Origin of the sequence: Pseudosulfitobacter pseudonitzschiae (assembly GCF_900129395.1) — a bacterium.
Lineage (GTDB): Bacteria > Pseudomonadota > Alphaproteobacteria > Rhodobacterales > Rhodobacteraceae > Pseudosulfitobacter > Pseudosulfitobacter pseudonitzschiae.
In genome coordinates, this window is record NZ_FQVP01000004.1 from 180296 (window position 1) to 200316 (window position 20021).

Consider the following 20021-nt stretch of genomic DNA (forward strand, 5'->3'; position numbering starts at 1 on the left):
CTGATCCGCGAAGGGACGGGTATCAGACCTTTAGCGTCGCCGTTGTCGAAAAGAACATCGCCTGGCTGACAGCCGATTTCACCTGATCTTCCTTGTAGGGCTTTGAGATCAAGAACGCAGGCTCGGGGCGTTCGCCTGTCAGCAGACGTTCGGGATAGGCGGTGATGAAGATCACCGGCAGGTTGCCAAACTGGCCCAGCAGATCGTTCACGGCGTCGATGCCGGACGAGTTGTCGGCCAGCCGGATGTCGGCCAGGATCAGGTCGGGTTTGTCGGCACCGCCCAGTTTCACAGCTTCGTCGCGGGTGCGCGCGATGCCGGTGATGCGGTGACCCAGATCACCCACAAGGTTTTCCAGATCCATCGCAATGATCGGCTCGTCCTCGATGATCAGGACGCGACCCGCGATGCTGTCGGCCATTTCGCGGTGTGCGACATTGACCAGGTGTTCAGCCTCGTCACGGTCCACGCCCATGATATCAGCCACGCCGCCAAAATCGAATTCCTCGATGGTGTGCAGCAACAACGCCTCGCGGGTGTTGTCGGTCAGTTTTGCCAGGTGCTTTTGCGCGGCACCTTCCATGATGTCGTCGGAACTGTCCATCGTATCGACCTTGCTGGCCTGCCAGATGACATGCAGCACCTTGAACAGACCTGTCTTGACACTCAGACTTGGGTCCAGCGCACTGCTATCGGCCAGGATCGCTTCCAGAGCAGCGGCGGCATACCGGTCACCTCCCGTTTGCGAACCAGTCAGCGCACGCGCGTAGCGGCGCAGATATGGCAACACCGAGCCAATCTCGGCGGAACGGTCCAAGCCAGTATTTTCAGAAGTCATATTATTTCCCCGAATTTCGAATTTCTTGGGAACCAAACGCAGCATGCCGTGTTTAGTTCCCAACTAAGTGCGCAAAAGTACATTTCTGAAATTAGGCGAAATCCACAATGGCAAATAACGAACCGAATTCCGGGACACGCAAGCAGATAGACGACAACCTGCGTCGTGTGTTTCAGGAAAAGGTCGAGGAAGAGGTTCCCGATCGCTTCAAGCAACTGCTTGCGCAGCTGCAAGAGCAGGACAGCCAAAAAGGGTCAGGTGACCATAAATGAGCGATTCAGATCCGAGAAATCAGCTGGTAGACCATCTGCCGGCATTGCGGGCGTTCGCCCTGAGTTTGACGCGCAACGGCGCCGTGGCCGATGACATGGTGCAGGATACCGTCGTCAAAGCCTGGACAAATATCGACAAATTTCAGGAAGGCACCAACATGCGTGCCTGGCTGTTTACCATCCTGCGCAACACCTATTACTCCAGCCGTCGCAAGGTAAAACGCGAGGTTGCGGATGTGGACGGCGTTCACACCGGCAACATGGCTGAAAAGCCTGCGCACGATGGCCGCTTGCAAATGAACGACTTTCGCAAGGCATTTGCCCAGCTGCCCGACGAACAGCGCGAGACACTTGTACTTGTGGGGGCCTCTGGATTTTCCTACGAAGAGGCAGCCGAGATGTGCGGTGTTGCCGTTGGGACGATCAAAAGCCGTGCCAACCGGGGGCGCAAGCGTCTGGCGGAATTGATGCACCTTGATGACGAGGATTCGATGATCATGACCGACAGGGCAACGGTCGCAGTTGTAGCGGCGAACGGCTCTTCCGCGTTCTGATGTCAGACCCGGGACGCGACACATCGTCGACCCGGGCGCTTGCGCGCGGCCTTAGGCTTAGGGTCGCGGCTTTTCTTGCGTTGGCACTGCTGCCCATCGGCGTCATGGGTGTCTTGCAAACCCACGATCTGTCACGAGAAGTGGACAACCGGTCGGAACTGGCATTGCTGGCGCTGACGAACACCGCCGCCGTATCCGAGCGGCAGGTGTTCGAACGCGCCTTTGGCGCGGCCGAGGCGCTGACTGCCGTGTTGCAGTTGATGCTGGTCGAACCGGAGCGTTGCGGCAATTACCTGGCCCAATATATCAAGGAAACCGGAAGCTACTCCTTCGTCGGTTTTCTGGACCCGAACGGAAACATGGTGTGTTCCTCTGGCGGCACCGAAATTAACATAAACAGCTGGTCGAACCTGACACAGCGGTTCGAAGCGCCACGTATGTGGATCGACCCCACCCACAACAACGGCACGGATGGAAACGGGGCCATCAACGTGCTTTACCCCTCGTATCAGGATGCAACCTTTCGCGGTTATATCGCCATGTCGTTGCCGCGCACCGGGCTTGGTGTGCCATGGCAACCCTCGACCACGCGCCGTCCGCTCAGCCTGACCACATACAATGACCGTGGCGACGTTCTGACAACGGTGTCGTCAACAGCGGACCAAACGATCTATCTGCCGCAGGATTTCAAATTCGAGCGGCTGGACGGTGACTGGACGCAGACCTTTGTGTCCAAGAACCAGTTCGGCCAGGAACAGGCCTTTGCCGTGGTGCCGGTGATGCCCGGCCTGGTCTATGCGCTGGCCGCCTGGCCGGTCGAATACCGCAAACCTGCAATCGGGCGTTTTTCCAGCGCACCGATGCTGTTTCCGTTCCTGATGTTCGTGGCCAGCCTGGCGGTGGCCTATTACGCGGTCGACCGGCTGGTCGTGCGCCACGTGAAAAACCTGCGCAACAAGGTGCAGGCGTTTTCGCGCACACGCCGGCTGCCGACCACTTCAGACCAGTTTTCCCTGTCAGCCGAGTTGCAGGATCTTGAGGATGCGCTGGCCGAGATGGCCTTTCACCTGCTCGACGACGAGGCACAGATGGAAGACGCGCTGCGTGAAAAGAACGTGCTGTTGAAGGAAATCCACCACCGGGTGCGCAACAACCTGCAACTGATCTCGTCGATCATGAACATGCAGATCCGCAAGGCTTCCGAACCGGAAACGCGCGATATCCTGCGTCGGTTGCAGGAACGGGTCATGAGCCTGTCATCGGTGCACAAAAGCGTTTACCAGACCGAAAACCTGAGCCGCACCAACGCGGGCACGCTGATACCTGACCTGTTCGAACGGCTGGTTGCCTCGAACGGTCCGGCAGGTCTGGATTATCGCCACGAGTTCGACGAAATCGTCCTGTTCCCGGACCAGGCAGTGCCGCTGACCTTGTTGGCATCCGAGCTGGGCACCAACGCGCTGACCTTCATGGGGGCGCCGGAGGGCGAAAAACCGCATCTTTTTGTGTCACTCAAGCAACTGGAAGCGGGGTCAGCGCGTTTGGTCTGCGAAAACTCGGTCGGCGCGGACATCCAGGATATGAAACCCAACGACGCTGGGTTGGGCGCGCAGTTGATCCGGGCATTTGCAACGCAGTTGAACGGCAAGGTCGAGACCACCTCGACAGACCGTTTGTACCGGACCGAGGTGACCTTTGATGTCGAAGACGTGTTTCACGAACCTGCCGACCATTGACCCCCTGTCATGATCTCGGAAAACCCGGCAAAGGCACGGATTTTCCTCACGGCATCCGAAGCCTATCCCGCGCTTGAAACCCTTTTTCTGGACGCGGAAGAGGAGCTGTTGGCAGGCTTTCGCGTGTTTGACCCCGCGACACCGCTGTATTCCGAACGCGCACGCGAGATTGGCGATACGTGGTTCGACCTGATCGAACACACCCTGCGGCGCGGTGTGCGGTTCCGGATGCTGCTGACCGACTTTGACCCGATCATCCGTCCCGACCTGCACCGCGGCACATGGCTTGCCAAACACCGAATGATCCTGGCCGGCGAGGCATCGGGCAATCCGCATCTTCTGGACATCGTGCCCGCCATGCACCCCGCGCGGGTCGGCTGGCTGCCGCGCATCTTCTTCTGGCCAAAGATCATTTCGGAGATCCGTGCCGAGGTGAAACGGCTGAACGCGCTGCCCCAGCAAGAAGCAGCCATGCAACTGAAGCACGCGCCGGGGCTGGGCCAGTATGTTTCAGGCGACCATCCCCAGCTGAAGGTCGGCCTGCGGCAGTTTCCTGCGCTGATCCCGACCACGCACCACCAGAAACTGATTGTCGCCGATGGCAAGCGGCTGATGCTCGGCGGTCTGGACGTGAACGAACGTCGCTATGACACGCCCGAGCACCAACGCGAGGGTCCGCAAACCTGGCACGACACACAGATCATGTGCGAAGGCCCGATCGTGGAACAGGCCCAGCGCCATTTGTTCGAAATGCTGGCGGTCACCAATGGCACCCGCGCCCCGCAACCGCTGCCCCTGCTGTTGCGCACCCTGTCCCGCAAGCACGACAACGCCGCACTGCACATGTCGCCGCGCCCGGTGCTGAACCGGATCGAACAGACGCATTTGAAGCTGATCGCCAAGGCGCAACACCTGATCTATCTGGAAAGCCAGTATTTCCGCAGCCGCGTCATCACCAAGGCGCTGGCGCGCGCGGCGCGTGAAAAACCCGATCTGAAACTGATTCTGGTCCTGCCCGCGGCCCCCGACGACGTGGCTTTTGAACATTCAACCAAGAGCGACGCGCGTTTTGGCGAGTACCTGCAAGCGAAATCCGTGAGAAAAGTGACGCGTGCCTTTGGCAAACGCTGTCTCGTGATGTCCCCCGCCCGTCCTGTCAAACTGGACAAGGACAGCGGTCGCGCAGCGCATTACGATGCGCCAATGATCTATTTGCATTCCAAGGTTTCGATCTTTGACGAAACGGATGCGATCATTTCGTCTGCCAACCTGAACGGACGCAGCATGCGCTGGGACACCGAGGTGGGCACCCATCTGACCGACCAGCAGACAGTTAAGGAACTGAAATCAAGAAGCTTTTCCCACTGGCTACCCAATGATGCAGGGCCCGAGTATCACGATTTGAACACCGCCACATCTGCATGGCGCAAGCTGGCTGTACAGAACGCCAAACTGCCCCCGCAACAGCGATCCGGCTTTGTCCTGCCATTCCCGATTGCGCCTGCCCGCCACTTTGGCCGCAACCTGCCAGCCGTCCCGGAAGAACTGGTCTGAGGGCCGCATTGCTAACGATGTATTAACGCAACCGTGATTATTTGAAATTGATTCAACCATTAAATCATGGAACCGACGCTGCACTGCCGTGTTGAGACCCCAGACCCACTTAGAGAGAGAGGATCAGAACATGAGTATCGACATGCTTGTTTTTGGGCTTCTTGCCCTCGGATTGGTTGCTGCGATCATCTATGCGACGACTGGCAAACGCAGTGGTCACCAGGAGTCGTCGAACTTTGATATGTCCAAGGAATTTGGACGTATGAGAGACAAGGGAAGCAACAACTTCCGTTAGACTCAGGCCGAAACAGATCGGCAAACCAACAATGTGCCGCTTTCCTGACCGTGCCATGCCTGAAAAACCCTCGACGGGCAGTGCACGATCAGGGATGCCGCGCACGTTTCGCATTTCTGTCGTCTGACCATCATCCGTCTGTTACCAAAACCGCGCATCGCTCCGGGATATCATTCATCCACGGAGCATCCGATGCCACGCATTACCTACACCCGCCGCCAGACCCTGCTGGGCACCGCCGCCCTTGGCGTTTCCATGTCCATGCCGTCCCTGTCGCGCGCCCAATCGCGCCCGATGATCACCCACGGTGTGATGTCCGGCGATGTCGCCCATGACGGCGCTGTGATCTGGAGCCGCGCCGACCGCGAGGCCAAGATGCTGGTGGAATGGGCCACCACCGAAAGCATGACCGACGCACGTGCCGTACCCGCGCTGGCCGTGGGCACGCCCACCGACTACACCGGCAAGATGGCCCTGACCGGCCTGCCCAGCGATCAGGACATTTTTTACCGCGTGACCATGGCCGATCTGGCCGATGGCACACTGTCCGAACCCACCACCGGCACGTTCCGCACCGCCCCCATGGGCAACCGCGACATCAGCTTTGTCTGGTCGGGCGACACCGCAGGCCAGGGCTGGGGCATCGACGAGGACCGCGGCGGCATGACCACCTATGCCACCATGCTGAACCACAGCCCGGACTTTTTCCTGCACTCGGGCGACACCGTCTATGCCGACGGTCCGCTGAAAGAAGAGGTCGAGCTGGCCGACGGCACCCTTTGGAAGAACATCGTCACCCCCGCCAAGACCAAAGTGGCCGAAACGCTGGACGAATTCCGCGGTCAGCACCTGTACAACTACATGGACAAGAACGTGAAGGCGCTGAACGCCGCCGTTCCGATCATCGCCCAGTGGGACGACCACGAGGTAACAAACAACTGGTATCCCGACGAGGTTCTGGCCGAAGACGACCGTTATACCGTCAAGTCCATGCAAACGCTGTCTGCCCGCGCGCACCGTGCGTTCCACGAAATGATGCCGACGCGCCAATCGCTGGCCGAGCCGATGCGCGTCTATCGCAAGGTGTCCTACGGTCCGTTGCTGGACATTTTTGTCATCGACATGCGCACCTATCGCGGCGACAACACCGCCAACACCGAAGCGGAAGGCACGCCGTTCCTTGGCGCCGATCAGCTGGCATGGCTGAAGCGGGAAATGGTGAATTCCACGGCCACGTGGAAGGTCATCGCGTCGGACATGCCCATCGGCATGATGGTGCGCGACGGCGACAACATGGAAAACGGTGCGAACGGGGACGGTCCCGTGCTGGGCCGCGAAAAAGACATCGCGGCGGTTCTGTCTTTCATCAAGGCCGCCGAGATCACCAACACCGTCTGGCTGACCGCCGATGTGCACTACACGGCTGCGCACCATTATTCGCCAGACCGCGCAGTGTTTCAGGAGTTTGAACCGTTCTGGGAATTCGTGTCAGGCCCGCTGCACGCGGGCACCTTTGGCCCCAGCGATTATGACAACACATTCGGCCCCGAGGTCCGTTATGCCAAGCACCCCGAGCCGGGTCAGGCCAACCTGCCGCCCAGCGACGGGATGCAATTCTTTGGCAAGGTCGACATCGCCGCCGACACCGGTGTGATGACCGTGCGCCTGATGGACAGTGCCGATGTCGAACTGTGGTCGGTCGAGCTGGAACCGAAGCTGGCCTAAGCTTTGCCACCTGAAACACCAAAGCCGCCCGTATCATCGGGCGGCTTTTTCGTGTGCGGTCCTACTCTGCCGCTTCGGTCCGCAGGAACCCACCAGACTGAAGGTTCCAGTACTGCGCGTACAGCCCGCCCTCTTTCAGCAGCGCCTCGTGGCTGCCGTCCTCGACGATACGACCCTGATCCATCACGATGATCCGGTCCATTTCGGTCAGCGTCGACAGCCGGTGGGCGATGGCCAGCACGGTTTTGCCCTGCATCACCCGGTCCAGCGCGGACTGAATCGCCGCCTCGACTTCGCTGTCCAGCGCGCTGGTTGCCTCGTCCAGGATCAGGATCGGGGCGTTTTTCAGGATGGCGCGCGCCAATGCGATCCGTTGGCGTTGGCCGCCGGACAGTTTCACGCCACGCTCGCCCAGGTGGGCGTGATAGCCGGTGCGGCCCTTATGGTCTTCCAGATCCAGAATGAAGCTGTGCGCCTCGGCCTCGCGGGCGGCTTGAAACACCTCTTCGTCCGTCGCCTCGGGGCGGCCGTATCGTATGTTGTCCATGGCCGAGCGGTTGAACATCGCCGTTTCCTGCGTGACCATGCTGATGCTGCGCCGCAAGCTTTCCTGCGTCACGGTGCTGGTGTCGGTCCCGTCGATGCTGATCGTGCCGCCTTCGGTCTCGTAGAGCCGCAGCAGCAACGCCACGAGGGTAGATTTCCCCGCGCCCGACGCGCCGACGATGCCGATCTTTTGCCCCGGCTCGATGTGCAGGTTCACGCCAGAGATCCCGCCCACGTCGCGTCCGTAGGCAAAATCCAGGTCCTTGATAACGATGCCACCCCGTTCCACGTCCAGATCACGCGCATCGGGGTTGTTTTCGGTCCGGTTGCGCGGGGTCAGCGTGTGAATGCCGTCCTCGATCTCGCCGATGCTGGAATAGATCGCCATCAGCGTGAAGCTGACCCAGCCTGTCATCTGCGCAATACGGATGGCCACGGCACCGGCAGCGACGATGTCGCCCTGGGTCGCGATGCCCTGTTTCCACAGGATCAGCGTCCAGCCCAGCAGCAGCACCGGCAACAGCCCCGCCAGCGTCATCAGGCAAAACCGGAACCCCGCCGAAAGATAGCCAAAGTCCAGCGCGGTCCGGCGAAAGTTGCCCATGGCGCCCAGCGCCGCGCGGTCTTCGTGATCGTCGTGGGCAAACAGCTTGACCGTCTTGATGTTGGTGATCGTATCCACGATCTGCCCCGACACCATCGCCCGCGCGCCGGCCCGCGCCGCGGACCGAAGGCGGATACGCGGCAGGAACCAGCGGATCATCAGGAAATACCCCATCAGCCACACCAGGAATCCCAGCCCGATCTTCCAGTCAATCGCCACCAGCAACAGCATCGACCCCGCCAGCGACGCCAGCGCAAAGGCAACGACGTTGATCACCTCGACAACCACATCCGTCACCGCCCGCGCGGTCTGCATCTGCTTTTGCGCGATGCGCCCTGCGAAATCGTTGTCAAAGAACCGCACCGATTGCCCCAGCGTCCAGCGGTGCAGGCGCGACAGCACCAGGGGGTTCAGGTTCGGCTGTACGACGATCGCATTTGCCGAAGAGGACAGGCCGAACAACAAGGGCCGCGCCAGCAGGAAGAACGCAACCGCGCCCAGGATCAGGACAAGGTTGTCCGGCGCAAAGAACCCCTCCGGTCCCAGCGCCGAACTTGCGTCAATCACCTTGCCCAGAATCCACGCCGTCCCCGCCTCGACCGTGCCCGCCGCCGCCGAGAAAAACGCAGCGATCCACAGCGCGGGCCACGCCCCCGACAAGGCCCAGCGCATGAAGGGCGTCAAGCTCTGGGGGGGAGGTCCGTCGGCGGGGCGAAAGGCGTGTATCCATTTGGCAATGTTCATGCCGGGTCCTCTGGGTTCAGGAAACCGCCCGACTGGCGGGTCCAGAACTGGCTATATAGTCCGCCCTTGGCCAAAAGCGCGTCGTGACTGCCGTCTTCGATGATCTTTCCGGCGTCCAGCACCAGAATGCGGTCCATTTCGGCAATGGTCGACAGACGGTGCGCGATGGCGATCACCGTTTTGCCCTCCATCATCTTGTACAGCGTGCCTTGAATCGCTTCTTCGACCTCGCTGTCCAGCGCGCTTGTCGCCTCGTCCAGCAACAGGATCGGGGCGTTTTTCAGGATCACCCGCGCGAGCGTCACCCGCTGACGTTGCCCGCCCGACAGCTTTACACCGCGTTCGCCCACCTGCGCGTCATAGCCGACATTTCCAGCCGGATCGGTCAGCGTCATGATGAAATCATGCGCCTCGGCCTGTTTGGCCGCTGCGATCATCTCGGCCTCGGTCGCGTCGGGTTTGCCGTACAGGATGTTTTCGCGCACCGACCGGTGCAACAGGCTGCTTTCCTGCTGTACCATACCGACACTCAGCCGCAGACTGTCCTGCGTCACCTTGGTGATGTCCTGACCGTCAATCTCGATCCGGCCGCTTTCGGGGTCGTAGAAGCGCAGCAACAGTTTCACCAGTGTCGACTTGCCCGCACCCGACCGTCCGATCAGACCGACCTTTTCACCGGGCTGGATCGTCAGATCAATCGCCTCGAGCCCGCCCGAGGCGCGGCCATAATGGTGCGTCAGCCCCTTCAGCTCGATCCGCCCGTCGGTCAACACCAGCGGCTTTGCTTTGGGCGCATCCACCAGCGTCACCGGCTGGGCAATCGTTTCCATACCCTCGGCCACAACACCCAGTTCACGGAAGAACGTGGTCAACGCCCACATGATCCAGCCGGTCATCGCGTTCAGCCGCAGCGCCAGCGCCGTGGCCGCCGCCACCGTGCCGACCGACGCCTGCCCCTGAACCCAGAGCGCAATCGCCCAGCCGACAACGCCGACGATCAGCAGACCGTTCAGCACCACCAGCGCGAAATCCATGGTGGTGAAAATCCGCATCTCGGTCTGGAACGTCTTGCGCGTGTGTTCGATCGCCTCCTTGGCATAGTTCAGTTCGCTGTCGTGGTGGGCGAACATCTTGACCGAATGAATGTTGGTATAGGCATCGACCACGCGGCCCGTGACCGCGCTGCGCGCATCCGACGCCGCCTTGGACGCCGGACCGACACGCCGGGTCGTCCAGTTGATCAGCAGACCGTACAACACCATCCAGATCACCAGCGGCAGCAACAGCCGCGGATCGGACGTGGACAGCAGGACGGCGGCACCAATCATATAGGCCAGCGAATAGGAAATCGCGTCAAACACCTGAAACACCACCTCGCCGGCGGCGGGGGGCGTTTGCATGATGCGGTTGGCGATGCGCCCGGCAAAGTCGTTTTCGAACCAGCCAACGGACTGACGCAGCACATGCTTGTGCGACCGCCAGCGGATCAACGTACCAAAGTTCACGATGATCGTGTTGTTCAGCAGCATCACGTCCAGCAACTGAATCAGCGGCCGCAAGGTCAGGATAAAGATCGCCACCGCGATCAGCTCGACCTTGTGCGCGGCCCAGACTTCGGAGGGCGTGCCTTGCAGCAGGTCAACGACCCGCCCCATGTAATAGATCAGCCCGATTTCAATCGCGGCAATGACGATGGACAGAATGCCCGCCAGAATAAACACTGTTTTAAACGGCTTGGCATACTCGCGCATGAACGGCCACAACCGCGTGGGCGGTGTGTTGGTTTCGGCAAAAGGCGCATAGGGATCGACGAGGTTTTCGAAATATTTGAACATGAGGGACCTGTAGGAAAGACGGAATTCAACTGGGGTCTGCGCACGCTTGCAGCCCGTTCAATCAGCTGTGGTTATGAAAACCAAATCCCGCGGTACATGTCGCACTCTCCTTGTCTGTATACCAGATAGCCGGAAAGCCAGGGAATGTCAGCCCAAAAGCTGCGCGCGGGTCAGCTTAAAGTCCGAAGCGATCCAGCGCGCCTCCAGCTCTTTCAGCTTTGCACCCAGTTCCGGTCCATGCAGCGCAGGCATCAGATCACGCGCGGCGACTGGAAACCTTGCCACATCACCCCGGACCGCGGCGGCCGCATCGTCCACGTGTACAGGCGTTTCGAACACCGCGGACCGCAGTGCAATCACATCCAGCGCGACGTTCCGTCCGTGGCGATAACCCAGTTCGGCGGCCCCTTCGCCAGTGCCCGCAAGCTCACGCAGAACCGCGAGTTTCCGCGCATCCGCCCGTGACAAACGCAACCGGTCGGCCACATCCTCGCCCCCCAGAACCGCCAGCCGGCGCATTGGATCGGGTGACAGGTCAAGCATGGATTCGGCGTGGATCAGCGGCGCCAGCCAACGCGCCTGTGCGCCGGTCAACACTTGCGGTAACACGCCCACCCGTTCCATCACCGCCACGGCAGGTGCAGGATCAGGCGCGCCCAACAGCTTGGTCATCTCGGCCCCGACCCGTTCGGCGGACAGCTGCGCCAGCCCGTCCAGATGGTCCGCAATCGCCGCCAGCGCATTCGCGTCAAAGCCATGCGCGGGGTCCGCGTACCATGCGGAAAACCGGAAGAACCGCAGAATGCGCAGATAATCCTCGCGGATACGGGCGGCGGCATCGTCGATGAACACCACCCGCCGCGCCAGCGCATCGGGCAAACCGCCCAGCGGATCGACCAGCGTGCCATCGGCGCGGGCATAAAGCGCGTTCATCGTGAAATCACGGCGCCGGGCATCCTCGGTCACATCGGTGGAAAAGGCGACGACCGCGCGTCGGCCATCGGTTTCAACGTCATTGCGGAAGGTGGTGACCTCATAGGGTTTACCGCCGATCACCACCGTCAGCGTGCCGTGATCAACACCGGTCGGAATCGTCTTGAACCCAGCGCCTTTGCAGACCTGTTGCACCTGATCGGGTGTCGCATCGGTGGCAATGTCGATGTCACTGGCCTGAACGCCCAGAACCGCGTTGCGCACGCAGCCGCCCACGAACAACGCCTGAAACCCCGCACCCTCAAGTGCGGCACACAGCGCCAGCGCCCCGGCATCGTTCAGCCAGGGCACATCGGCGGGCAGTTTCATGTCATCCGGTCGGTCCATGCCCGCAACATACGCGCGGTTGCGCCCCAGATGTAATAGGGACCGTAAGGCACCGTGTAATAGGTGCGCATCACCCCGCGCCAGCGCCGTGATTGGGTGAGGTAATTGTCAGGGTTCAACACATGGCTCAGCGGCACCCGGAACACTTCGGCGACTTCGCCGGTTTCGGGCAAGACCTGAAACGGCTCGCCGACATAGGCCAGAACCGGCGTAACAAGAAAGCCGGTGCCGGTTTCATGCGGGGGCAACGTGCCCAGCACCTGCACCAGTTCGGGCGGCAGACCGATCTCCTCGTGCGCCTCGCGCAGGGCGGCGGCGGTCACATCGGCGTCCGTCTCTTCCTGCTTGCCCCCCGGAAAGGCAATCTGCCCCGGATGATGCTTCAGCGCAGACGACCGCGTGGTCAGGATCAATTCAAGCTCGGTCTTGCCCTCGACCACCGCAGCCAGCACACCCGCAGGGCGCAACTTGCGCCCCTCGGGCAGCACCGTGTCAGGGTTCAGGTCAAAATCGGAAGACGGCCGCCCCGGACGGTCCAGCGCGGCCTTGATGGCGTTCAGATCAATCGTCACCGGGCGCCTTTTCTGCATCAAAGCCAACCGTTTTCGGGTCCAGGTCGTAGTGCGCACCGCAGAACTGGCAGTCAGCGGTCACGCGCCCGTCGTCGGTGGTCATCGTTTCGATGTCGCGCGCCGAATAGATCGACAGGCTTTGGCGTACACGGTCTTCCGAACAGGTACAGCCAAAACGCACCGCTTGCGGGTCGAACACGCGCGGCAGTTCCTCGTGGAACAGACGTGTCAGCAGGTCGTTCGGCGGCACCTGCGGGCCGATCAGCTCAAGCTCTTCGACCGTATCCAGCAGGATGTTCACGCGGTTCCAGTTCTCTTGCTTGTCCCCGTGCAACAGGTCCGCAGGCTTCAGGATATCGCCTTCGCCCGGCGCCTTGGCCATCAGCGGCGACGCCTCGGGCATATGCTGCAACATCACACCACCAGCGCGCCAATGCGGCTCGCCATTGCCTTCGGTGCTTTCACCAAAGCTCAGCTGGAACCGTGTCGGCAGCTGCTCGGACTGGGCGAAATAGGCCTCGGCGCTGGCCGACAGCGTCGGACCGACCAGCGGCGAGATGCCCTGATAGGGGGCCATGTCCTGACCCTGATCGATGATGATCGCGAAATAGCCCTCGCCGATGTTGTCGAACGGGGCGCCATCCGTCAGCCGGTCCGCGTCATAGCTGGCATAGGCGCGGATGCGGGCCGGTTCGCCCTCTTCGGACGGACCATAGTAATCGGTCGCGATCATCCGCACCGGACCTTTGGATTGCACTTGCAGCGACAGCTTCCAGCGCAGTTTAATGGTCTGGCCGATCAAAGCCGTCAGCAGCGCCATCTCGGCGACCAGTGCTTCGACCTGCGGGGGATAGTCATGTTGTTTGAGAATACCGCCCAACACACCGTCCAGCCGCGCCACGCGGCCACGAATGTCCGAGGCATCAAGCTGAAAAGGCAGGACCGTGTCGTCCCACACGAGTTGGTTTCCGAGTGTCATTGGGGTTTCCTTATGCGCCGGTCGTTGGCATATCGCGTCAATATAGGCGACGCAATCCGCAGTAAAAGGGGCAAGCCATGATCCGACGCGTGGGACCACCCCCGATCAAAGGTCAGAAATACACCCAACGTTCTGGCGCCTATGCGATTTTGCCGGTGCCGGGCGGCGTGCTGTTGACGGGTCAGCAAGGCGACTGGCTGGACATCCAGCTGCCCGGTGGGGGCATTGATCCGGGCGAATCCCCGGTGCAAACATTGCACCGCGAGGTTCTGGAGGAAACCGGTTGGGCCATCGCGCAGCCGCTGCGGCTGGGCGCATTCCGGCGGTTTGTCTATATGCCCGAATATGACCTCTGGGCCGAAAAGCTGTGCACGGTGTTTGTCGCCCGCCCAACGCGGCGCATCTGCGATCCGGTCGAACCGGACCATGTAACGCTGGTCTTGCCGTGGAACGTGGCGATCGACAGCCTTGGCAACGACGGCGACCGGATGTTCCTGCAACGCTATGCGTCTGGGCGGACCTGATATTCGAACAGCGCGCCCGACACATCATCGGGAAAGTCCTGATGGCCGGCAAATTCGCTTAGCTTCCAGACCAGCGCCTCGAAAAATGCGGGGCCGGTGATCCCGTGCAGATCGCGCATGATCGTCTCTAACCCCGCCTCATCCAACAATTCGGCGGCGACATTCGGGCATTCGGTCACCCCGTCCGAACACAACAGCAGCCTGTCACCCCTGTGCAGTTGCAGATCGAACTGCGAGAATTGGGCATCGTGGACCAGCCCGACAGGAAAACCACCCAAGCCGACGGTCTCGATCTGGCCATTGCGGCGCTGTACGACCGGATGCGGATGCCCGGCCTGCGCCAGTGCCACTTTGCCCGTACTCAGATCCACGTCGGCCAGAAGCATTGTGAAATAATGCTCTGTGTCCATTTCGTTCAGCACCAGGTTGTTGATCGTCTGCATCACCGCAAGCGGCGGGCGGGTGCGATAGCTGCCATCGCCAAGCAGCTCCAGCGCTACGTTCTGTTCCGGCGCGGTGGACGACAGATACCCCGCCAGCCGCGCCGTCATCAGCGCCGAGCTGATCCCGTGGCCCGACACGTCGATGGCATAAAGCCCCAGGTGATCCTCGCCCGCGCGGAAAAACCCCACAAGGTCGCCGCCCACATGACCGCTGGGTCGCAGCAAAAGCGAGACATGCCCCTGATCCAGGACAACGGACCGTTCGCGCACCAGCGATTGTTGCAATTTCTTCGCCTCAAGCAGGTCCTTGTCGATGCTGTCGTACAGGCGCTGAAGCTCTTGCAGGGTCTTTGAAATCAAGTGATTCTTGCCCGTCAGCTCGCGCTGCATCTGCAAGATGCGGTCGCCGGCCGCGATCCGCGCGCGCAATTCGTTCAGGTCCACCGGCTTACTGACAAAATCATCTGCCCCGGCCTCAAGCCCGCGGGCGACCTCTTCTTTCTCGGATTTCGAGGTCAGCAGGATGAAATAGCCGTAATCATCGCCCTGAAGCTGGCGAAAGGCGTCGCAAAATTCCAGCCCGTTCATCCCCGGCATCATCCAGTCGCTAAGCACCAGATCAGGGGTCACATCACGACAAATCTCCAGCGCCGCATCGCCAGAGGCTGCTTCGATCACGTCGAACCCCCACGCCTGCACCGATCTGCACAGGATGCGCCGCTGCAAGCGGCTGTCGTCCACGATCAGTGCCAGCCGCCGCCGCGCGCCCTGCTGCGCGTCGTCAGCGCCCTGTGGGACGAGGTTCGGGGTGGCAAGCTGCATGCGGTTCGATCCAGATCAGGGGTCTTTGCCCACCGTATTGGCGGATCAGCATTAACGATTGGTCATCATGCCCTGAAACATCCGTAAAATTGCGACCACTTACCCGATGTTTACCTGTCTGACGCATCCTTTGGATCACGCAAAACTGGGGACCATGATGATAGACTGGGCACAGGTGACCGCATTGCGCGATCAGGTCGGCGCCGATGACATGGACGAGGTGATCGACCTGTTCATCGAAGAGGTTGAAGCGGTCACAAACCGCCTGCGCACCTCGGCGCGGGCGGAGACCCTGGAACATGACCTGCATTTCCTGAAAAGCTGTGCGCTGAACCTGGGGTTTGCCGATTTTTGCCAATTGTGCCAAAGAGGCGAGGCGATGGCCCGACAGGGTCAGGCCGATCAGGTCGATATCACCCTGATGCTGCACAGCTATGAGGTGTCGAAACAGCGATTCCTGTCCGAGAAGGACAGGCGGCTGGCGGCCTAGACCAGCTTGTAAAAATCCTTGATCCCCGCCTGACCCAGCTCGCGTTCCGCCTTGATCTTCAGCCTGCGCATGCCTTCCAGCCAGGCGTCGGGATCATTGGCGCGCACCTTGACGTATTCACCGACCACCGGGTGCGACAGAATGCGGAACTGTTTGTTGTTGATCCCGTCAACGGTCGCCTGCGCAACATCATCGGCAGTCATCAAAGACGGGTGGCCCGCAGCATCGTCATCGGCCAGATCAATCAGCGGCGTCGCCACATATTGCGGACACAGCACCGACACGCCGATCCCGTCATTGCCATGGCTGATTGCCAACGATTCGGCAAAGCTGACGGCGGCGTGTTTGGTTGCGGAATAAGCTGCATCGCCAATCTGGTTCAGCAATCCCGCAGCCGAGGCCACGTTGACGAAGTATCCCGATCCGCGTTCGATCATTTGCGGCAACAGCGCCCGCGCCGCATAGACATGTGCCATCACATGCACGTTCCAGTTCAGCATCCATGTTTCATTCGACGCCGACGCCGCATGGCCGGGTTGCCCACGACCCAGCCCCGCGTTCGACACGAACAGGTCAATCGGTCCCATGGTGGCGGTGACGCCATCACACAGCGCCACGATGTCGGATTCGGATGTCACATCACAGCGCATCGCCATGCCGCCCACCTGATCCGCCAGCCCCTGTGCTGCGTCCATGTTCAGATCGGCCACGCAAACCCGCGCGCCCAGCCCGGAAAATTTGCGCACCATCGCGGCTCCGATGCCGCTGGCCCCGCCGGTGACGACGACAACCTTGTCCTGAAAGTCCATGTCTCTCTCCCTAGATGACGAATTGCGCGACGGTCTCGTTGTTGGTGATGTCCGTATAGGCGAACCCGCCCGCATCCAGCCGTGCGAAAAAGTCGGTGAAATTTTCGGGCGCACTGGTTTCGATCCCGATCAGGACCGAACCAAAGTTGCGCGCCGATTTCTTCAGATACTCAAACCGCGCGATGTCGTCGTTCGGACCCAGCAGCGACAGGAAATCCTTGAGCGCACCGGGGCGCTGCGGCAGCCGCAGGATAAAGTATTTTTTCACGCCAGAATAACGCAGCGCACGTTCCTTGACCTCTGGCAGACGTTCGAAATCAAAGTTCCCGCCTGATGCCACGCAAACCACCGTCTTGCCCCGGATCTCGTCCCGCAGATCGCCCAGCGCCTCGATGCTGAGAGCGCCGGCAGGCTCAAGGACAATTCCCTCGACGTTCAGCATTTCCAGAATGGTAGTGCAAATGCGATCCTCGGACAGGTCGATCACGTCGCTGCGGGAAATGCCGCGCAAACGATCGAATGTACGCACACCAATGGTTGCCACGGCCGCGCCATCGACGAAGGTGTTGACCTTTTTCACCTCGGTCGGCCGACCCGCCTCGACCGCTGCGGCCAGACTTTTGGCGCCGGAAGGTTCGACAAATGTGTACTGCGTCGCGCCGCCGAAATAGCTGTAAACCCCAGACGACAACCCGCCGCCGCCCACAGGCAACACGATCCGATCTGGCACGCGGCCCAGTTGTTCTTCGATCTCAACGGCAACCGACGCCTGCCCTTCGATCACGTCCTCGTCGTCAAAAGGCGACAGGAAATGCGCACCCTCTTGCGCACAGAATGCCTGTGCCGAGGCCAGGGTGTCGTCGAAATAGTCACCGATCAGCCGCACTTCGACCGCGTCACCACCGAACATGCGCGTTTTCTGCACTTTCTGCTGCGGCGTGGTCACGGGCATGAAGATCACCCCGCGCACACCAAAGTGTCGGCACATGAACGCGACGCCCTGCGCGTGGTTGCCCGCCGAAGCACAGACAAAAACCGACTGTCCCGGAATGACCTTGCGCATGGCATTGAACGCCCCGCGCAATTTATAGGACCGCACCGGGCTCAGATCCTCGCGTTTCAGCCAGATGTCGGCGTCATAGCGCGCCGAAAGCAGATCGTTGCGCAACAGCGGGGTCGCGGGGAAAACCGCGCGCATTTCAGCGGTGGCGGTCCGGGCATCATCTTTGAACATCATGACAGTCCTTTCAGGTCGTTCCAGCCCTAAGCGCCCTGTGTGCAAGGGTCAATCTTGCCCCGAGGGCCGAAACCTTATATCGCGGCCAGCAAAACCCTAATGTGGAAAGAACCAATGAGCGCGCCAAAGAAAGTAGTGCTGGCCTATTCCGGCGGCCTCGACACCTCGATCATCCTGAAATGGCTGCAAACCGAATACGGTTGCGAAGTCGTCACATTCACCGCCGACCTGGGTCAGGGCGAAGAGCTGGAACCAGCGCGCGCCAAGGCCGAGATGATGGGCGCGTCGTCGATCTATATCGAAGATGTCCGTGAGGAATTCGTGCGCGATTTCGTGTTCCCGATGTTCCGCGCCAACGCGCTGTACGAAGGCCTGTACCTGTTGGGCACCTCGATCGCGCGTCCGCTGATTTCGAAACGTCTGGTGGAAATCGCCGCCATCGAAGGTGCTGACGCGGTGGCCCATGGTGCGACCGGCAAGGGCAACGATCAGGTCCGGTTCGAACTGGCCGCCTATGCGCTGAACCCCGACATCAAGGTGATCGCGCCCTGGCGTGAATGGGACCTGTCCAGCCGCACCAAACTGCTGGAATTTGCCGAAAAGAACCAGATTCCCGTGGCCAAGGACAAACGCGGCGAAGCGCCTTTCTCGGTCGATGCGAACCTGCTGCACACCTCGTCCGAGGGCAAGGTGCTGGAAGATCCCGCGCAGGATGCGCCCGATTACGTCTATCAGCGCACCGTCGCCCCAGAGGATGCGCCCAACACGCCCGAATACATCGAAGTCGGCTTTGAAAAGGGCGATGCAGTCTCTATCAACGGCGAAGCGATGTCGCCTGCAACGATCCTGACCAAGCTGAACGAGCTGGGTGGCAAACATGGCATTGGCCGTCTTGACCTGGTCGAAGGCCGTTTTGTCGGCATGAAATCACGCGGCATCTACGAAACCCCCGGCGGCACGATCCTGTTGGAAGCGCACCGTGGCATTGAACAGATCACGCTAGACCGGGGTGCTGCGCACCTCAAGGACGAGCTGATGCCGAAATACGCCGAGCTGATCTACAACGGCTTCTGGTTCTCGCCCGAGCGTGAAATGCTGCAAGCCTTGATCGACCGCAGCCAGGAACATGTGACCGGCACCGTGCGTCTGAAACTGTACAAGGGTCTGGCGCGCACCGTTGGCCGTTGGTCCGAACACTCGCTGTATTCCGAGGCACACGTGACCTTTGAAGACGACGCAGGCGCTTACGACCAGAAAGACGCTGCAGGGTTCATTCAGTTGAACGCCCTGCGCCTGAAACTGCTGGCCGCGCGCAACCGTCGCCTTAAAGGCTAAGTTTCCTTTCCGCCATCCGCGTATAATAGGGCATCGCCGCATCGGCGATGTCCTGGTACGCGGGCGGCAGATCCGGCAACGGCCCTTCGGCCCCTGCGAACCCCGTTGACCGATGCACCGCGTTGTACCAATGCGACGCCCACACACCGTCGTCGGCGTGGCCACCGGCAGGCCAGTTCAACATGCCCGCATCCCAATCAATCCCGACAGCATCGCACAATGCGCGCAGCATCCCCTCGGGGTTGTCACGAATATCAGCTGAGTCGATCACAACCGGCGCCTCCGCCGCATCGAACAGCGCCGCCTGCTGGACAAACCCGATGTCGCTCAGGCTCGGCCCCTCGCGTTTTTGTGCATAGCTGGCCAGAACACGGGCCGGATGACGGATCAGGAACACGTTGGTCATCTGGTCCATCCAGTCGCGCGGGATGCCGTCGATCATGTGATGGGCCATGTGCTTTTGATAGAAAACAGGCTCTGACACGGGGGAAATCAGTGTATCCGCCACGCGTTGCCCATCCGTCGGCTGCGCTGCCAGAATTTCGTCCCGCATCGGGTGGTCAATCCCGGACGCCTTCAGATAGGCCGCATAAAACGGCTCGTCCACAACCTTGCAATCGGCCCGCGCGCCAAAGCTGTACATCATCGCCGTCGACAGGTTGCGTGGCCCCGACCACATCGCGATACGTTTGGTTTTCATGCGCTGATCCTTTCGACGCGGCTTCACCTTGGCGTGACCGGCCCTGCTATTGCTTGAGCGGTCCGGCCTTTCCCCTACATGCTGAAC

At 60.8% G+C, this 20021-nt stretch carries 19 protein-coding genes; 9 read left to right on the top strand and 10 right to left on the bottom strand.

What is annotated here, in order from left to right; all coding sequences use genetic code 11:
- Positions 1-22: 22 nt before the first annotated feature.
- Positions 23-838: a response regulator gene (locus tag BUC08_RS12695; protein ID WP_037922612.1), complete on the bottom strand. Its 816-nt coding sequence runs from the start codon at positions 836-838 to the stop codon at positions 23-25.
- A 107-nt stretch (positions 839-945) separates the two neighbouring features.
- Between BUC08_RS12695 and BUC08_RS24355 the strand changes: the two genes are divergently transcribed.
- From BUC08_RS24355 to BUC08_RS12715, 6 genes are all read left to right on the top strand, one after another.
- Entirely contained in the window at positions 946-1110 is a 165-nt protein-coding gene (locus tag BUC08_RS24355; protein WP_143186737.1) for a NepR family anti-sigma factor, read from the top strand.
- Complete coding sequence (locus tag BUC08_RS12700; RefSeq protein ID WP_037922614.1) at positions 1107-1664, top strand: RNA polymerase sigma factor; 558 nt, start codon at positions 1107-1109, stop codon at positions 1662-1664. The genes BUC08_RS24355 and BUC08_RS12700 overlap by 4 nt, the downstream gene beginning before the upstream one ends.
- Before the next feature lie 80 nt (positions 1665-1744).
- Complete coding sequence (locus tag BUC08_RS12705; RefSeq protein ID WP_037922617.1) at positions 1745-3400, top strand: sensor histidine kinase; 1656 nt, start codon at positions 1745-1747, stop codon at positions 3398-3400.
- Between the two features lie 9 nt (positions 3401-3409).
- Positions 3410-4954: a phospholipase D-like domain-containing protein gene (locus BUC08_RS12710; protein ID WP_037922619.1), complete on the top strand. Its 1545-nt coding sequence runs from the start codon at positions 3410-3412 to the stop codon at positions 4952-4954.
- 130 nt (positions 4955-5084) lie between these two features.
- Positions 5085-5249, top strand: coding sequence for a hypothetical protein (locus tag BUC08_RS24615; protein ID WP_156024884.1), 165 nt, complete (start codon positions 5085-5087; stop codon positions 5247-5249).
- A gap of 192 nt (positions 5250-5441) precedes the next feature.
- Positions 5442-6974, top strand: coding sequence for an alkaline phosphatase D family protein (locus tag BUC08_RS12715; RefSeq protein ID WP_037922622.1), 1533 nt, complete (start codon positions 5442-5444; stop codon positions 6972-6974).
- A gap of 61 nt (positions 6975-7035) precedes the next feature.
- On the opposite strand, the gene BUC08_RS12720 is transcribed toward BUC08_RS12715, so the two are convergent.
- The 5 genes from BUC08_RS12720 to hslO all read right to left on the bottom strand — a co-directional run bounded on the left by BUC08_RS12720 (position 7036) and on the right by hslO (position 13574).
- Positions 7036-8868, bottom strand: coding sequence for an ABC transporter ATP-binding protein (locus BUC08_RS12720; RefSeq protein ID WP_037922625.1), 1833 nt, complete (start codon positions 8866-8868; stop codon positions 7036-7038).
- Complete coding sequence (locus BUC08_RS12725) at positions 8865-10703, bottom strand: ABC transporter ATP-binding protein (RefSeq protein ID WP_037922627.1); 1839 nt, start codon at positions 10701-10703, stop codon at positions 8865-8867. The genes BUC08_RS12720 and BUC08_RS12725 overlap by 4 nt, the downstream gene beginning before the upstream one ends.
- A 147-nt stretch (positions 10704-10850) precedes the next feature.
- On the bottom strand, positions 10851-12005 hold the full coding sequence (locus BUC08_RS12730) for a CCA tRNA nucleotidyltransferase (RefSeq protein ID WP_037922630.1): 1155 nt from the start codon (positions 12003-12005) through the stop codon (positions 10851-10853).
- Entirely contained in the window at positions 12002-12613 is a 612-nt protein-coding gene (locus BUC08_RS12735) for a CoA pyrophosphatase (protein WP_037922633.1), read from the bottom strand. The genes BUC08_RS12730 and BUC08_RS12735 overlap by 4 nt, the downstream gene beginning before the upstream one ends.
- Positions 12585-13574: an Hsp33 family molecular chaperone HslO gene (gene hslO, locus BUC08_RS12740; RefSeq protein WP_037922635.1), complete on the bottom strand. Its 990-nt coding sequence runs from the start codon at positions 13572-13574 to the stop codon at positions 12585-12587. Before hslO ends, BUC08_RS12735 begins: the two co-directional genes overlap by 29 nt.
- 77 nt (positions 13575-13651) lie before the next feature.
- Here hslO and BUC08_RS12745 point away from each other — a divergent pair, with 77 nt between their 5' ends.
- On the top strand, positions 13652-14098 hold the full coding sequence (locus BUC08_RS12745) for an NUDIX domain-containing protein (RefSeq protein WP_037922637.1): 447 nt from the start codon (positions 13652-13654) through the stop codon (positions 14096-14098).
- Here the strand turns inward: BUC08_RS12745 and BUC08_RS12750 are convergent.
- Positions 14077-15363: a PP2C family protein-serine/threonine phosphatase gene (locus BUC08_RS12750; RefSeq protein ID WP_037922639.1), complete on the bottom strand. Its 1287-nt coding sequence runs from the start codon at positions 15361-15363 to the stop codon at positions 14077-14079. The genes BUC08_RS12745 and BUC08_RS12750 overlap by 22 nt on opposite strands.
- Before the next feature lie 154 nt (positions 15364-15517).
- Between BUC08_RS12750 and BUC08_RS12755 the strand changes: the two genes are divergently transcribed.
- Complete coding sequence (locus tag BUC08_RS12755) at positions 15518-15853, top strand: Hpt domain-containing protein (protein WP_318173659.1); 336 nt, start codon at positions 15518-15520, stop codon at positions 15851-15853.
- Here BUC08_RS12755 and BUC08_RS12760 read toward each other — a convergent pair.
- A complete protein-coding gene (locus tag BUC08_RS12760; RefSeq protein WP_037922641.1) occupies positions 15850-16662 on the bottom strand; it encodes an SDR family NAD(P)-dependent oxidoreductase in 813 nt (270 codons plus the stop codon). The genes BUC08_RS12755 and BUC08_RS12760 overlap by 4 nt on opposite strands.
- A 10-nt stretch (positions 16663-16672) precedes the next feature.
- A complete protein-coding gene (gene ilvA / locus BUC08_RS12765; RefSeq protein WP_234973755.1) occupies positions 16673-17896 on the bottom strand; it encodes a threonine ammonia-lyase IlvA in 1224 nt (407 codons plus the stop codon).
- A 117-nt stretch (positions 17897-18013) separates the two neighbouring features.
- Here ilvA and BUC08_RS12770 point away from each other — a divergent pair, with 117 nt between their 5' ends.
- Positions 18014-19234 (top strand): argininosuccinate synthase, encoded by a 1221-nt coding sequence (locus BUC08_RS12770; RefSeq protein ID WP_037922645.1) that lies wholly within the window; start codon positions 18014-18016, stop codon positions 19232-19234.
- Here BUC08_RS12770 and BUC08_RS12775 read toward each other — a convergent pair.
- The gene (locus BUC08_RS12775) at positions 19224-19934 is read right to left on the bottom strand and encodes a sulfotransferase-like domain-containing protein (RefSeq protein ID WP_143186738.1); all 711 of its coding nucleotides are present in this window, start codon (positions 19932-19934) and stop codon (positions 19224-19226) included. The genes BUC08_RS12770 and BUC08_RS12775 overlap by 11 nt on opposite strands.
- Positions 19935-20021 lie beyond the last annotated feature (87 nt).

Coding starts and splice junctions, on each gene's coding strand:
- BUC08_RS12695 (WP_037922612.1), bottom strand. CDS start 838: ATGACTTCTGAAAATACTGGCTTGGACCGTTCCGCCGAGATTGGCTCG.
- BUC08_RS24355 (WP_143186737.1), top strand. CDS start 946: ATGGCAAATAACGAACCGAATTCCGGGACACGCAAGCAGATAGACGAC.
- BUC08_RS12700 (WP_037922614.1), top strand. CDS start 1,107: ATGAGCGATTCAGATCCGAGAAATCAGCTGGTAGACCATCTGCCGGCA.
- BUC08_RS12710 (WP_037922619.1), top strand. CDS start 3,410: ATGATCTCGGAAAACCCGGCAAAGGCACGGATTTTCCTCACGGCATCC.
- BUC08_RS24615 (WP_156024884.1), top strand. CDS start 5,085: ATGAGTATCGACATGCTTGTTTTTGGGCTTCTTGCCCTCGGATTGGTT.
- BUC08_RS12715 (WP_037922622.1), top strand. CDS start 5,442: ATGCCACGCATTACCTACACCCGCCGCCAGACCCTGCTGGGCACCGCC.
- BUC08_RS12720 (WP_037922625.1), bottom strand. CDS start 8,868: ATGAACATTGCCAAATGGATACACGCCTTTCGCCCCGCCGACGGACCT.
- BUC08_RS12725 (WP_037922627.1), bottom strand. CDS start 10,703: ATGTTCAAATATTTCGAAAACCTCGTCGATCCCTATGCGCCTTTTGCC.
- BUC08_RS12730 (WP_037922630.1), bottom strand. CDS start 12,005: ATGAAACTGCCCGCCGATGTGCCCTGGCTGAACGATGCCGGGGCGCTG.
- BUC08_RS12735 (WP_037922633.1), bottom strand. CDS start 12,613: ATGCAGAAAAGGCGCCCGGTGACGATTGATCTGAACGCCATCAAGGCC.
- hslO (WP_037922635.1), bottom strand. CDS start 13,574: ATGACACTCGGAAACCAACTCGTGTGGGACGACACGGTCCTGCCTTTT.
- BUC08_RS12745 (WP_037922637.1), top strand. CDS start 13,652: ATGATCCGACGCGTGGGACCACCCCCGATCAAAGGTCAGAAATACACC.
- BUC08_RS12750 (WP_037922639.1), bottom strand. CDS start 15,363: ATGCAGCTTGCCACCCCGAACCTCGTCCCACAGGGCGCTGACGACGCG.
- BUC08_RS12755 (WP_318173659.1), top strand. CDS start 15,518: ATGATGATAGACTGGGCACAGGTGACCGCATTGCGCGATCAGGTCGGC.
- BUC08_RS12760 (WP_037922641.1), bottom strand. CDS start 16,662: ATGGACTTTCAGGACAAGGTTGTCGTCGTCACCGGCGGGGCCAGCGGC.
- ilvA (WP_234973755.1), bottom strand. CDS start 17,896: ATGTTCAAAGATGATGCCCGGACCGCCACCGCTGAAATGCGCGCGGTT.
- BUC08_RS12770 (WP_037922645.1), top strand. CDS start 18,014: ATGAGCGCGCCAAAGAAAGTAGTGCTGGCCTATTCCGGCGGCCTCGAC.
- BUC08_RS12775 (WP_143186738.1), bottom strand. CDS start 19,934: ATGAAAACCAAACGTATCGCGATGTGGTCGGGGCCACGCAACCTGTCG.